Origin of the sequence: Intrasporangium zincisolvens, from assembly GCF_034724055.1 — a bacterium.
Lineage (GTDB): Bacteria > Actinomycetota > Actinomycetes > Actinomycetales > Dermatophilaceae > Monashia > Monashia zincisolvens.
Window position 1 is genome coordinate 618,746 of the sequence record NZ_JAWIIL010000002.1, and the last position, 13,417, is coordinate 632,162.

A 13,417-nucleotide genomic window follows, 5' to 3' on the forward strand; every position below is an offset into this window, starting at 1 on the left:
ACCCACCCTAGGGTGAGAGGCATGACGTGGACGCCGAGCACCCCGGAGACCGTCTTCACCTACGGCGCGCCCGCGCTGAAGTTCGGCCCGGGCGCCGCCGACGAGATCGGGCACGACGTCGCGGCTCTCGGGGCCCGACGCGTGCTCGTCGTCACCGACCCCCGGGTCCTCGCCACCGGCGCCCCGGACCGGGTCGCCGAGGGGATCCGCGCGGCCGGCCTCGAGGCGGTCGTCCACGACTCGGCGCACGTCGAGCCCACCGACGCCGCCCTGGTCGCGGCCGCCGATCGGGCCCGCGCCGACGGCCCGTTCGACGCCTACGTCGCGGTGGGTGGCGGTTCGGCCATCGACACCGCCAAGGCGGTCGACCTGCTGCTCACCGACGGTGGCGACCTCATGGACTACGTCAACGCGCCCATCGGGGCCGGCCGGGCGCCGTCGCGCCCGCTGGCGCCTCTGGTGGCCGTCCCTACGACGACCGGCACCGGCGCCGAGAGCACGACCATCTGCGTGCTCGACGTGCTCTCGTTGCACGTCAAGACCGGGATCAGCCACGTGCGGCTCCGGCCCGTGCTCGCCGTCGTCGACTCGCGCCTCACCATGACCCAGCCGGCCGGGGTGACGGCGAGCGCCGGCATGGACATCCTCTGCCACGCCCTCGAGAGCTGGACGGCGCGCCCCTACACCTCGTTCGAGCACAAGACGCCGGGGGAGCGAGTGCCCTACTGCGGCGCCAACCCGATCTCCGACCTCTGGGCCCAGCGCGCGATGTCGTTGCTGGCCGGCTCGTTCCGTGCCGCCGTGCACGACGGCGACGACGAGGCGGCCCGCGGCGAGATGGCCCTCGCGGCGACCTTCGCCGGGCTCGGCTTCGGCAACGCCGGTGTGCACGTGCCGCACGCCAACGCCTATCCCGTCGCCGGACGCGTCCGCGACCACCACCCGGCCGGCTACCCGCCGGGCGAGCCCCTCGTGCCGCACGGCACCGCGGTGGCGCTGACCGCGCCCGAGGCCTTCCGCTGGACCTTCGAGGCCGACCCCGGCCGGCACCTCGAGGCGGCGCGCCTGCTCGAGCCGGGGGTCGACACCACGGCCGGCGAGCCCGCGGACGTGCTCCCGGGCGTGCTGCGGCGGCTCATGCGCGACATCGGCCTGCCCGACGGGCTCTCCGGCGTCGGCTACGGTGAGGGCGACGTCGGCGCGCTCGTCGAGGGGGCGATGAAGCAGCAGCGGCTGCTCGCCACGAGCCCGCGGCCCGTGACCGAGGACGACCTCGCCGGCATCATCGGCCGGTCGCTTCACCTGTCCGACGCCCACTGACGCCCTTCACGCAGGAGCGCGGAAAGCAGTCGACGCAGCGGCGGGGCACCGGCATAGGGTGCGGTACGTGACGACAGCGACCCCGGCGCCCGAGGCGCAGCAGCCCAGCACCCCCACGCCCCTGCCGATGCCGGGCACCGGCGACTGGCTCGAGTGGGTGGCCACCCGCGGCGAGCAGCAGCTGGCGCTGGTTCGTGAGCTCGTGGACGGCCTCAAGGCCGACCCTCGTGCTGAGCCCCTCGAGGTGCTCCGCGTGTGGAACGAGGCCCAGGTGGCGCTGTCCAACGCCGCGTCGGTGGGCTCGCTGTTCGCCGAGGTGCACCCGGACGCGTCGGTGCGCGAGCGCGCGGAGGGCGTCGCCCAGGAGGTGCAGAAACTCGACACCGACCTCGGCCTCGACACCGACCTGTACGCCGTGCTGGCCGGCATCGACGGCGCGGACCTCGACCCCGACGCCGCGCGCGTCCTCGAGCGCACCCTGCGCGACTTCCGCCGCTCCGGCGTCGACCGCGACGAGGCGGCGCGCGTCCGGCTGCGGGCGCTGAGCGAGCGGGCGATCCTGCTGAGCCAGGACTTCAGCAAGAACATCCGCGAGGACGTCCGCAGCATCACCGTGGCTCCCGACCGGCTCGAGGGCATGCCACAGGACTGGGTCGACGCGCACCCGGCCGGCGCCGACGGCCTCGTCACCGTCACCACCGACTACCCCGACGTCGTCCCGTTCCGCACGTTCGCCCGCGACGCAGGGGCGCGCCGCGCCATCACGTCGGAGTTCCTGACGATCGGCTGGCCGGCCAACGACCGCGTGCTGCAGGACCTCTTCGCCGTTCGACGCGAGCACGCGTCGCTCCTCGGCTACGACTCGTGGGCCGACTACGACGCCGAGGTCAAGATGATCGGGAAGGGCTCTGCCATCGGCGAGTTCGTCGACCGCATCACCGAGCTGTCCGCCGACAGCGCCGAGCGCGACAAGGGTGTGCTTCTCGAGCGGATGCGGCAGGACGTCCCCGACGCCACCGACATCGACGGCGCCGACGTGTTCTACTACGCCGAGCTCGTCCGCAAGGAGCAGCTGGCCGTCGACGCCCAGAAGGTGCGCACCTACTTCCCGTTCGAGCAGGTGCGCCAGGGCCTGCTCGACGTGACGGGCCGGCTCTTCGGCCTCGAGTGGACGCCGGTGCCTGCGGAGGAGGTCGGCACGTGGCACGCCGATGTCGCCACCTATGACGTCTCCTCCGGTGGGCAGCGCATCGGGCGCATCCACCTCGACCTGCACCCACGCGACGGCAAGTACAAGCACGCCGCCCAGTTCGACCTCGTCCGCGGCGTCACCGACACCCAGCTGGCCGAGGGCGTGCTCGTGTGCAACTTCAACCGCGGGCTCATGGAGCACGACGAGGTCGTCACGCTCTTCCACGAGTTCGGCCACCTCGTGCACCACGTCGTCGCCGGGCGCCAGCGCTGGGTGCGGTTCTCGGGTGTCGCCACCGAGTGGGACTTCGTGGAGGCGCCCAGCCAGATGCTCGAGGAATGGGCCTGGGACGCATCGGTGCTCGCCACCTTCGCCCGCAACGCCGAGGGGGAGACGATCCCCGCTGACCTCGTCGACGCGATGCGCCGCGCCGACGACTTCGGCAAGGGCTACCAGGCCCGCACGCAGATGTTCTACGCCGCGCTGTCCTACGACTTCCACACGCGCGAGACCGACGACCTCACCGCGCGGATGCGCGAGCTCATGGGCCGCTACTCGGTGTTCCCCTACCTCGAGGGCACCCACATGCACTGCGCCTTCGGCCACCTCGACGGCTACAGCTCGGCGTACTACACGTACATGTGGTCGCTCGTCATCGCCAAGGACATGTTCTCCGCCTTCGACAAGGACGACCTCTTCGACCCCGAGGTGGCGGGCGCCTACCGCGACAAGGTCCTCGCCCAGGGCGGCCGCCGCGACGCCGCCGACCTCGTCGAGGACTTCCTCGGCCGGCCGTACACGTTCGACGCCTACGCGGCCTGGCTCGCCGAGTGAGCGTTCCCGGGCCGGCCCCCGACGGGCTCCGGGTCGTCGCGCTCCACGTCCACCCGGTCAAGTCGCTGGCCGGCGTCTCGCCGACCGAGGCCGCCCTCGACGAGCGGGGCATCGGCGGCGACCGGCGCTGGGCCGTCGTCGACCCCGACGGCACGAAGGTCACGGCCCGCGAGGAGCATTCGCTGCTCGGTCTGCGCGCCGAGCCTCTGCCCGGCGGCGACGTCCGCCTCCTCGACGCGTCAGGGGCCGCGATCGACGTGCCCAGGCCGGTGGGCGCCGAGCCGGTGCCGGTCGGCTTCTCCGGCCAGTCCTCGGCCCTCCCCGCCGGCGAGGCGGTCGACGCATGGCTCACCGAACGCGTCGGGCGTCCGCTGCGCCTCGTGTGGCAGGACGAGCACACGGCGCGGCCCGTGCGCGCCGACCTCGGCGGCGAGGCGGGGGACCGCAACTCGCTGTCCGACGCCGCGCCCCTGCACGTCACGACCGACGCGTCGCTCGCCCGGCTCAACGACTGGCTCCTCGAGACGGCGCTCGAGCGGGGCGAGGAGCCTCGGGAGCCGTTGGGCCACGACCGGTTCCGGCCCAACGTCGTGGTCGACGGCGAGGAGCCTTTCGCCGAGGACTCATGGCGCCACGTGACGATCGGAGACGTGCCGTTCCGGGCGACGATGGTGTGTGACCGCTGCGTCATGACGACCATCGACCGCACCATCCTCACCACGTCGAAGGAGCCGATCCGGACCCTGGCGCGGCACCGCCGGTGGGAGGGCGCCACGTGGTTCGGCATCCGGCTGACGCCCGTGCTGCCCGTGGCCGCCGGCGCGGTCCTGCGCGTCGGCGACGAGGTCGTCACCGGCTGACAAGCGTCAGGCATCACACCGCGAACCTGTTCACCCGCAAGGGTGCCCGGCGGGAGACTGGTGCCGTGGGGACCTGTGGTCGTCCCCTGGGTCGGCGGGGCGATCCGGTGTCGCCGAGGAGGCTGACATGGTCGGTTACCTGCTCATCGCAGTCGTCGTCGCAGTCGTCGTCGCGGCCGTGACCCGTGGCCTGAGGAAGGGCCCGGCCGGCGGCAGGGCGTCGCCCGGGGTGCGGGCCACGGACGGCGCCGCGATCCGCCGCTTCTTCACCTACCTGCTGCTCTTCGTCGCCCTCTACGTCGCCGGCACGGGGGTCTCCGGGCTGATCGACCGCGCGTTGGGTCTCACCTGGCCGTACGAGGGGCCCGAGCTGCTGGCCCAGCAGGTGGCCTTCACCGTCATCGGGGTCCCGCTCCTCGTCGGGCTCGTGCTCTGGACCCGGGCCCGGCTCCGGGCCGACCCCGAGGAGGCTCGGTCGCGCGGCTGGTCGCTCTACCTGACGGCCGGCTCGGTCCTGTCGCTCGTCATGCTGCTCACCGCGCTGCAGACGAGCCTGGCCTGGGTTTTCGGCCTCGTCGAGGCCCCGGCACCCCGGGTGGGGGAGCTGCTCGTCTGGGCGCCCCTCTGGCTGCTGCACCGCGAGGTGGAGCGACGCGTCGCCACCGTCGAGTTCCACGACGGATCGGACGGGTCGGAGCGGCTGACGCCGGCCGGGTTCGCCGGAGCCGTCGTCGGTCTCGTGCTGACCGCTGCGGGGGCCGTCGTGCTCGTCGGGGCCGGGCTCGGGGTGCTGCTGCACCTGTGGGACCTCGCCGACGGCGACACGGCGACGCTGGCGCGCACCGGCGTCGTGACGCTGCTGACCGGGCTGGTGCCCTGGGTGGTGTGCTGGCTGCTGCCCCTGCGCCGGTTCGTGCGCGGCACCCTGTGGCACGCGCACGTGTTGCTCGTCGGTGTGGCCGGCGGGCTGCTGACCGCCGTCGTCGGGGCGAGCGTCGCCGTGGACCGGGTGGGGGTCTGGCTGCTCGGCGATCCCGCCGGCGCCTCGCCCCACGAGTTCTTCGGCGATGTCCCGTTCGCCCTCGGCGCCGTCCTCGCCGGGACCCTCGTGTGGGCGCACCACCGCACCGTGCTCGGACCCTCCGCCGAGGGTCCCCGCACCGAGGTGGACCGTGCCCACGACTACCTGCTGGCCGCCGTCGGGCTGTTCGCGGCCGCCGCCGGAGTCGTGCAGCTGGTGGTCTCGGCCATCGAGGCGCTGGCGGGCTCGGCGGCCCTCGGGCCCGGCGAGAGCCCCGTCAACACCGTCATCGCGGCGGCCACCTTCCTGCTCGTCGGCGCCCCGCTGTGGTGGTGGCGCTGGTGGCTGGTGCAGCGGGTCACGGCCCGCGAGCCGCAGGCCGAGCGTCGGTCCCGCGTGCGCCGGGCCTACGTGCTGCTCCTCTTCGGCATCGTCGGCCTGGTCGGGCTCGGTGTGCTCCTCGGGGCTGCCATCACCGTGCTCCAGGACGCCTTCGGTGCCGGCGTCGACGCCGACACGCTGCTCGCCGTCCGCTACGAGCTCGGTGTCCTCGTGACGGCCGGGCTCGTGGCCGGCTACCACTGGAGGGTCTACCTCGCCGACCGCGAGGCCCGGGTCGAGCAGTGGCACGGTCCTCGGTACGTGCTGCTGGTCGGGCCCGCCGACGCGACGGTCGCCGAGGCCGTCCACCAGCGCACGGGCGGGACGGTGAGCCTGCTCGCCCGCACCGACGCGTCGGGGCCGCCGTGGCCCGTCGACGAGCTGACCGCGACGCTCGCCGAGCTCTCCGACCCCGCCGTCATCGTCCTGGCGGACGCCGACGGGTTGCACACGATCCCAGTGACGCCCCGGTGAGGGGCGGCGGCGGGGTCAGGGGATCGGGAGCTCCTTGAGCACGACGGGCTTGCCCGTGCTGCGCTCGGAGAGTTCGGCGAGGGCCTGGCGCACCGTCTTGGAGAACAGGTGCGCGCCGGTGAGCGTCGGGTGCACCCGGTCGGACTGCACCTGGTCGGGGTGCGCGCGCACGGCGTCGGCCCAGTCGGCCACGACGACGGTCGGGTGCCGACTCGCGACGAGCGCGAGCGCCGCGTTGTCGCCGTCGATGCGCGAGAAGGGGCCCATGACGTTGACGAGGACGACCATCCGGTTCGGACCGAGCACCGAGAGGACGTCCTCGACGCGGTCGGCGTCGACGCCGGCGTTGGTGCCGAAGGCCAGGACGACAGCGCGGCGGTTGGCAGCGCCCCGCGCCTTGACCTCGGCGAGGCCGTCGGACCAGCGTCGGTTGGACTTGGCGTCGATGCGGATGCCGGGGAAGTAGTAGCGCAGGGCCTGCAGGCTGCCGACCATGATCGAGTCGCCGTAGGCGTCGATCTCGGGGCCGCTCGGCATCGTGAAGGTCGCGGTGCGCGCCGGCGCAGCGTTGCCGGACCCGCCGGACGCACCCGCCGTGCCCGACGCGGCGGGACGGGACGGTGCCGCGCTGGCCGAGGCGACCGGACGGGCCGCCGCCGGTGTGCCGGTGCCCGACGCGCGTGGCGCCGGGGCGGACGCGTCGGCCGCGGCCTCGTTGGCGGCGAGCATCCGCGCGGTCTCGGTCATGTCGGGTGCCGTGACGACCACGACCGTCGTGCCGACGACGAGGACTGCCGCGACGCCGGCGACGATGCGCCGGCCGCGGGTGGTGAGATCGGTGAGCAGGCCACCCATGCGCCTGGCCACGCCGCGGAAGCCGAGGGTGCGGAACGGGGTCTCGACGAAGCGGAACGTGAGGTCGGCGAGCGCGAGGGTCACGAGGACGCACCAGAGCCGCGTCAGGCCGTGCCACGTCGTGCCCGGGGCGGACGGGTTGTCGAGGCCGACGAGGAGGATGACCGGCCAGTGCCAGAGGTAGATCGAGTAGGACCGGGCCCCGACCCACGTGGCGAGCGGGTGGCGCACGACCCGCTGGAAGGCGTCGGGCCCGGTGGACCGACGGTCGAGGACTCCCATGACGAGGACCGCCGTGGCGAGGGAGGCGACGACGATCCCGCCGCGGAAGGTCCACGGCGACTGCTCGTCGAGCAGCAGCATCGCGCCGACGAGCACGGCGCCGGCGGCCGGCACCGCCCACACCCCGTGGCGGCCCCAGCGCGAGGGCGCGACACGCAGCGCCAGGGACGGGCTCGACCACGCGAACGCCAGGGCGGCGCCGGCCATCAGGCCCATGACGTGGGTGTCGGTGCCGTAGTACACGCGGGTCGGGTCGGCGTCGGGGGAGAAGAGCGCGGCCATGAGCAGGGCCGACGCGCCGCCGACCGCCACGGCGGCCCCGACACGGATGCGCGCGGAGCCGAGAGCGAGCAGGCCGAGGGTCAGGGCGGGCCACAGCAGGTAGAACTGCTCCTCGACGGCGAGCGACCAGAAGTTCATGAACAGCTGCGGCGCGGTCTGGTCGAAGTAGCTCGAGCCCGCCGTGATCTCGACCCAGTTCGTCGAGAAGGTCAGGGCGCCGGCGATCTGTCGGCCGACGTGCACGAGGAGGTCCTGGCTGACGAGCCGCGCGATGAGCACGCTCGTGACGACGCACAGGACGAGGGCCGGCAGCAGCCGCCGGGCCCGCCGGAGCCAGAACTGCCCGAAGGCGATGCGCCCGGTGCGCCCGTGCTCGCGCACGAGGAGCGTCGTGATGAGGAAACCGGACACGACGAAGAAGACGTCGACGCCGAGGAAGCCGCCCGGCAACCACGCCGGGTCGAGGTGGTAGACGAGGACGCCGGCGATGGCGAGGGCGCGCAGGCCGTCGAGGCCCTCGATGCGCCCCGAGCGCGGGGAGCCGTGGGTGGATCGTTCCGCAGTCCTCGGGACCTGCGCCGACGCGTCGTCGACAGCAGGCCGGTCGACCGACCGGTCCCTCGCCCTGTCCATCGTCGACGTCGCCACGTCGCCTCCTCGTGGGGCCGCGGTGAGTGGAGTCATCGCTCGTGCCTGGAGTGAGCATAGGGACGCGTGGGGATGTCGTTGCGGCGCCACGCGGGCAACCCGCCCTCATACCCCGTCGCGGGGAGGCCCGGACACCGGCGGGCGCACGGGTCGTACGAGCCGTACGGGTGGTCGTACCGGGGTCGTACGGTGGCGCCATGGCGGGAACGGTGCGCGCGAGGATGTTCGTCCGGGGTCGGGTCCAAGGTGTGGGCTTCCGGTGGTGGACCCGTGCCCGGGCGCTCGAGCTCGGTCTCGTGGGGCACGCCCGCAACACCGCCGACGGTCGCGTGGAGGTGGTCGCCCAGGGTCCGGAGGGCGCCGTGGACCGCCTCGAGGAGCTGCTGCGCGAGGAGCCCACGACGACGCGCCGGCCCGGGCGCGTCGAGTCGGTCGTCCGACAGGAGGCCGTCCCGAAGGACGGGACCGACGGGTTCGTCGAACGGTGACCGACCTAGGCTGACGGGGTGAGCGAGCAGCCGTCCCCGAACGCCGACGACGCGACCCCCACCGAGCTCGTGCGCCTGCGCAGCAGCATCGACAACATCGACGCCGCGCTCATCCACCTGCTCGCCGAGCGCTTCAAGTGCACCCAGCAGGTCGGCGTCCTCAAGGCCGAGCGCCACCTGCCGCCGGCCGACCCGGCCCGCGAGGAGCGCCAGATCGCCCGCCTGCGCGTGCTCGCCGACGAGGCCGGCCTCGACCCGGTCTTCGCCGAGAAGTTCCTCGGTTTCATCATCGCCGAGGTCATCCACCACCACGAGCGCATCGCCAACGGCGACGAGTGACGCGCCCGGCGCGTCCCCCAGTCCGTCACACCAGCCGCGTCGGGGCGGGACACGCGTCGGGTCAGTAGAGCGTCGCCTCCTGACGCGCGTCGAGCGCCTCGTCGTAGGCGAGCCCCTCGGCGTCGGAGCCGAACCCGCCGGCCTCACGCGTCATCCGGCCGGCCGTGGGCACGGCGCTGCGCTCGGCGTGGGAGGCCGGGTCCCACAGGCGGCTGCGCTTGATGGCGCGGGCGCACTGGAAGTAGACGCGCTCGACCGTGACGACGAGCACCGACGCCGGGAGCACGCCCCGCACGGCGTGCAGCGCCAGCTCGTGCGGGTCGGTCGAGACGACCGCGGTGCCGCGCACCCGCAGCTCCTCGCCGATGCCGGGCACGAGGAAGATCAGCCCGACCCGCGGGTCGGCGACGACGTTGCGCAGCGTGTCGAGGCGGTGGTTGCCGCGGCGGTCGGGGATGACGAGCGTTCGCTCGTCACGGACCCGCACGAAGCCCGGGGCATCACCCCGGGGCGACTGGTCGAGGCCGCCCTGCCCGACGGTCGCCACGACGACGAACGGTGAGGCCGCGACGACCTCCCGGTGGCTCGGCAGCAGGACGGCCGACTCCTTGGCGATCGAGTTCGCGGCCGCCTCGACCGGGTACACCTCGAGGAGCCGCTCGAGGGAGGTCACGGCGTGCGGGTCGGCGGGGGCGTCGGGCTCGTGGTGGGCGCTCACGAGGCCACGCTACGGGGCGGGCACGAGGGGCCCTCCGGACCACCGACGGCTCGCCTCCCCGGGGTCGGGCCCCGCTGCTAGTACTCTGACCGGGATCGCCGCCGGTTGGACCACAAAGGAACGACTCTTTCGTGTATGTCAAGAGCCTCACCCTGAAGGGCTTCAAGTCCTTCGCCTCGGCGACCCACATGCGGCTCGAGCCCGGGATCACCTGCATCGTCGGCCCCAACGGGTCGGGCAAGAGCAACGTCGTCGACGCCCTCGCCTGGGTCATGGGCGAGCAGGGCGCCAAGTCGCTGCGCGGCGGCAAGATGGAGGACGTCATCTTCGCCGGCACCGCCGGCCGGGCGCCGCTCGGCCGCGCCGAGGTCGCCCTGACGATCGACAACTCCGACGGCGCGCTGCCCATCGACTACACCGAGGTCACCATCGCGCGGACGATGTTCCGCAACGGCGGCTCGGACTACTCCATCAACGGCACGCCCTGCCGCCTGCTCGACGTGCAGGAGCTGCTCTCCGACAGCGGCATCGGCCGCGAGATGCACGTCATCGTCGGCCAGGGCCAGCTCGACACCGTCCTGCGGGCCACGCCCGAGGAGCGCCGCGGCTTCATCGAGGAGGCCGCCGGCGTCCTCAAGCACCGCAAGCGCAAGGAGCGCGCGCTGCGCAAGCTCGAGACGATGGAGCTCAACCTCACCCGCGTCCAGGACCTCACGAGCGAGATCCGGCGCCAACTCGGCCCGCTCGGCCGCCAGGCCGAGACCGCGCGCCGTGCCGCGGTCATCCAGACCGACGCCCGCGACGCGCGGCTGCGCCTGCTCGCCGACGACCTCGTGCAGCTGAAGTCCACGCTCGAGCAGGAGGTCGCCGACGAGTCGGCGCTCATCGCCCGACGCACCGAGGTCGAGGAGGCGATGGCCGACCTCGCCACGCGCCTCTCAGCCCTCGAGGCCGAGGCCGAGGCCGCCCGCCCGCGCCTCAGCCGCGCGCAGGACGAGTACGTCTCGCTCGGGCGGCTCGTCGAGCGGATGGCCTCGACGCGCTCGCTCGCCGCCGAGCGCGTGCGCCTGCTGTCCGAGGACGACGCCGGTGACGACGCCGGCCCGACCCGCGACCCCGACGAGCTGCGCGCCCAGGCCGCCACGGTCCGCGAGCAGGAGGAGATGCTCCTCGCCGAGATCGAGGAGGCCGGCAACGCCCTCGAGGAGGCCGTCCTCACGCGCAACGACGCCGAGCGCCGCCACGCCGAGGAGACCTCCCGGCTGGCGCGCGCCTCCCGCGCCGCGGCCGACCGGCGCGAGGGTCTGGCCAAGCTCGGCGGCCAGGTCGGCGCCAAGGCCTCCCGCATCGAGGCTCGCGAGGCCGAGGTCGGCCGGCTGCGCCACACCATCGAGCAGGCTGCCGCCCGGGCCGCCGAGGCCGAGCGCGAGTTCAACCGCCTCGAGGCCGGCGTGGCCCAGGAGGAGGAGGGCGAGCAGGGTCTCGACACCGCCTACGAGGAGGCCGCCGAGCGGCTCGAGGCCGTCGAGGCCGAGGTCGTCCGGTGGAAGAAGGTCGAGACCGAGGCCGACCGGGCGCGCACCGCGGCGTCGGCGCGCGTCGAGGCCCTCGAGATGAGCCTGAGCCGCAAGGACGGCGCCGCAGCGCTCCTCGCCGCCGCCGACGACGCCCACGACATCGTCGGCTCCGTCGCCTCCCTGCTCACCGTCGAGCCCGGCCTCGAGAACGCCGTCGCAGCCGCCCTCGGGTCGGCCGCCGAGGCGCTCGCCGTCGGCTCCCTCGACGGCGCCCGGGCCGCCCTGCGCTCGCTGCGCGACGACGACGGCGGGCGCGCGAGCCTGCTCGTCGCCGAGTCCGCCGCCCCCGTCGACGCCGCCGCCTGGCCGTCGCTCGGCGACGGCGCCCGCTGGGCCCGCGACGTCGTCAGCTGCCCCGACACCCTGCGCCCCGCCCTCGAACAGGTGCTCGAGCGCATCGCCCTTGTCGACGACGCCGACGCCGCGTCGGCACTCGTGCGCCGCCACCCCGGCGTCACGGCCGTCACGGGCGAGGGCGACGTTTACGGCCCCGGCTGGGTGCGCGGTGGCAGCCACGCCGCCCCGAGCCTCATCGAGCTGCAGGCCACCCTCGACGAGGCCCGCGCCAAGGTCTCGAGCGCCACTCGTGAGGCCGAGGAGTCCCGCTTCCGCCTCGCCGGCCTCGAGGCGACGCGCGCCGAGCTGTCCGAGGCCGTCGACGAGGCCCTCGAGCGGCTCAACGAGAGCGACGCCCGGATGGCGGCCGTCGGCGAGAAGCTCGGCTCGCTCGGCCAGTCGGTGCGCGCCGCGCGCGCCGAGGTCGAGCGCACCGAGCGAGCCATCGCCGACGCCACCGCAGCCCTCGAGGCCGACCAGGCCGAGCACGCCGAGCTGCTCGAGCGGCTCGAGACCGCCAGCGGTGAGGGCGAGTTCGTCGACGAGCCCTCCACCGAGGAGCGCGACCAGTTCGAGGAGCTGGCCCGCGAGGCCCGCGCCACCGAGACCGAGCTGCGGCTCGCCCTGCGCACCCGAGAGGAGCGCGCCCGCGCCCTCAAGGACCGTGCCGACGCCCTCGAGCGCAGCGCCCGCCACGAGGAGGAGGCGCGCGAGCGGCTCGCCGCCCGCCAGGAGCGCCGCCGCCGCGAGGCCGCCGTCGCCGACGCCGTCCGGGTCGCCGCGCAGTGGGCCCACGGCCTGCTCGCCGAGTCGGCCGAGGAGGCCGGCCGGGCCCGCGCCGCCGGCGAGGCCGAGCGCACCGAGCGCGATGCCGAGCTCGCCGTCGTCCGCAAGGACATCGCGACCCTGCAGGCCGAGCTGCGCGAGCTCACCGACTCCGTCCACCGCGACGAGGTGGCCCGCGCCCAGCAGCGCCTGCGCATCGAGCAGCTCGAGACGCGCGCCGTCGAGGAGCTCGGCATCGCTCCCGACTCCCTCGTCGACGAGTACGGCCCGCACCAGCCGGTGCCGTTCGTGCCCGACCCGGACGCCGACCCCGACGCCCCGCAGCCCGAGCCGGTGCCGTTCGTGCGCGAGGTCCAGGAGAAGCGCCTGCGCCAGGCCGAGCGCAAGCTGAACGCCCTCGGGCGCATCAACCCACTCGCCCTCGAGGAGTTCTCGGCGCTGGAGGAGCGGCACAAGTTCCTCACCGAGCAGCTCGAGGACCTCAAGAGCAGCAAGCGCGACCTGCTCGACATCGTCAAGGAGGTCGACGAGCGCGTCGAGCGGGTCTTCGCCGAGGCGTTCGAGGACACCGCGGTGCAGTTCGAGCGCGTCTTCCAGCGGCTCTTCCCGGGCGGTGAGGGGAGGCTCGTCCTCACCGACCCGTCGAACATGCTGACGACCGGTCTCGAGGTCGAGGCCCGCCCGCCGGGCAAGAAGATCAAGCGGCTCTCGCTGCTCTCCGGCGGCGAGCGCTCGCTCGTGGCCGTGGCGCTGCTCGTGTCGATCTTCAAGGCGCGCCCCTCGCCCTTCTACATCATGGACGAGGTCGAGGCCGCCCTCGACGACGCCAACCTGGGGCGCCTCATCACGCTGTTCGAGGAGCTGCGCGACAGCTCCCAGCTCATCGTCATCACGCACCAGAAGAAGACGATGGAGATCGCCGACGCCCTCTACGGCGTCAGCATGCGCGGCGACGGTGTCACGACGGTCGTGAGCCAGCGGCTGCGCGACGTCGCCGACCAGCAGTCCGCCTGACGCGTCGCCA

General features: G+C 74.0%; 9 protein-coding genes. 7 read left to right on the forward strand and 2 right to left on the reverse strand.

Annotation, left to right across the window (positions count from 1 at the left end):
- Positions 1-21 precede the first annotated feature (21 nt).
- The 4 genes from RY076_RS07195 to RY076_RS07210 all read left to right on the forward strand — a co-directional run bounded on the left by RY076_RS07195 (position 22) and on the right by RY076_RS07210 (position 6,082).
- Positions 22-1,320 carry a hydroxyacid-oxoacid transhydrogenase gene (locus RY076_RS07195; protein WP_323096916.1) on the forward strand — a complete coding sequence of 433 codons (1,299 nt, stop codon included), beginning with the start codon at positions 22-24 and terminating at the stop codon, positions 1,318-1,320.
- A 67-nt stretch (positions 1,321-1,387) separates the two neighbouring features.
- Complete coding sequence (locus RY076_RS07200) at positions 1,388-3,346, forward strand: M3 family metallopeptidase (protein WP_323096917.1); 1,959 nt, start codon at positions 1,388-1,390, stop codon at positions 3,344-3,346.
- The gene (locus RY076_RS07205) at positions 3,343-4,206 is read left to right on the forward strand and encodes an MOSC domain-containing protein (protein WP_323096918.1); all 864 of its coding nucleotides are present in this window, start codon (positions 3,343-3,345) and stop codon (positions 4,204-4,206) included. Before RY076_RS07200 ends, RY076_RS07205 begins: the two co-directional genes overlap by 4 nt.
- Before the next feature lie 127 nt (positions 4,207-4,333).
- Entirely contained in the window at positions 4,334-6,082 is a 1,749-nt protein-coding gene (locus RY076_RS07210; RefSeq protein ID WP_323096919.1) for a DUF5671 domain-containing protein, read from the forward strand.
- Between the two features lie 15 nt (positions 6,083-6,097).
- On the opposite strand, the gene RY076_RS07215 is transcribed toward RY076_RS07210, so the two are convergent.
- Complete coding sequence (locus RY076_RS07215) at positions 6,098-8,149, reverse strand: acyltransferase family protein (protein WP_323096920.1); 2,052 nt, start codon at positions 8,147-8,149, stop codon at positions 6,098-6,100.
- Between the two features lie 197 nt (positions 8,150-8,346).
- On the opposite strand from RY076_RS07215, the gene RY076_RS07220 reads away from it, so the two are divergent.
- Together RY076_RS07220 and RY076_RS07225 are read left to right on the forward strand one after the other, a co-directional pair.
- The gene (locus RY076_RS07220) at positions 8,347-8,637 is read left to right on the forward strand and encodes an acylphosphatase (protein ID WP_323096921.1); all 291 of its coding nucleotides are present in this window, start codon (positions 8,347-8,349) and stop codon (positions 8,635-8,637) included.
- A gap of 18 nt (positions 8,638-8,655) precedes the next feature.
- On the forward strand, positions 8,656-8,976 hold the full coding sequence (locus RY076_RS07225) for a chorismate mutase (protein ID WP_323096922.1): 321 nt from the start codon (positions 8,656-8,658) through the stop codon (positions 8,974-8,976).
- Between the two features lie 61 nt (positions 8,977-9,037).
- Here the strand turns inward: RY076_RS07225 and RY076_RS07230 are convergent, their stop codons facing one another.
- Positions 9,038-9,694: an MSMEG_1061 family FMN-dependent PPOX-type flavoprotein gene (locus tag RY076_RS07230; RefSeq protein WP_323096923.1), complete on the reverse strand. Its 657-nt coding sequence runs from the start codon at positions 9,692-9,694 to the stop codon at positions 9,038-9,040.
- Between the two features lie 131 nt (positions 9,695-9,825).
- On the opposite strand from RY076_RS07230, the gene smc reads away from it, so the two are divergent.
- Positions 9,826-13,407, forward strand: a complete 3,582-nt coding sequence (gene smc / locus RY076_RS07235; RefSeq protein ID WP_323096924.1) for a chromosome segregation protein SMC — start codon at positions 9,826-9,828, stop codon at positions 13,405-13,407.
- The last annotated feature ends 10 nt before the right edge of the window (positions 13,408-13,417 follow it).

Bases quoted from the DNA above. Each gene is read 5' to 3' on its own strand.
- RY076_RS07195 (WP_323096916.1), top strand. From the start codon at position 22: ATGACGTGGACGCCGAGCACCCCGGAGACCGTCTTCACCTACGGCGCG.
- RY076_RS07210 (WP_323096919.1), top strand. From the start codon at position 4,334: ATGGTCGGTTACCTGCTCATCGCAGTCGTCGTCGCAGTCGTCGTCGCG.
- RY076_RS07220 (WP_323096921.1), top strand. From the start codon at position 8,347: ATGGCGGGAACGGTGCGCGCGAGGATGTTCGTCCGGGGTCGGGTCCAA.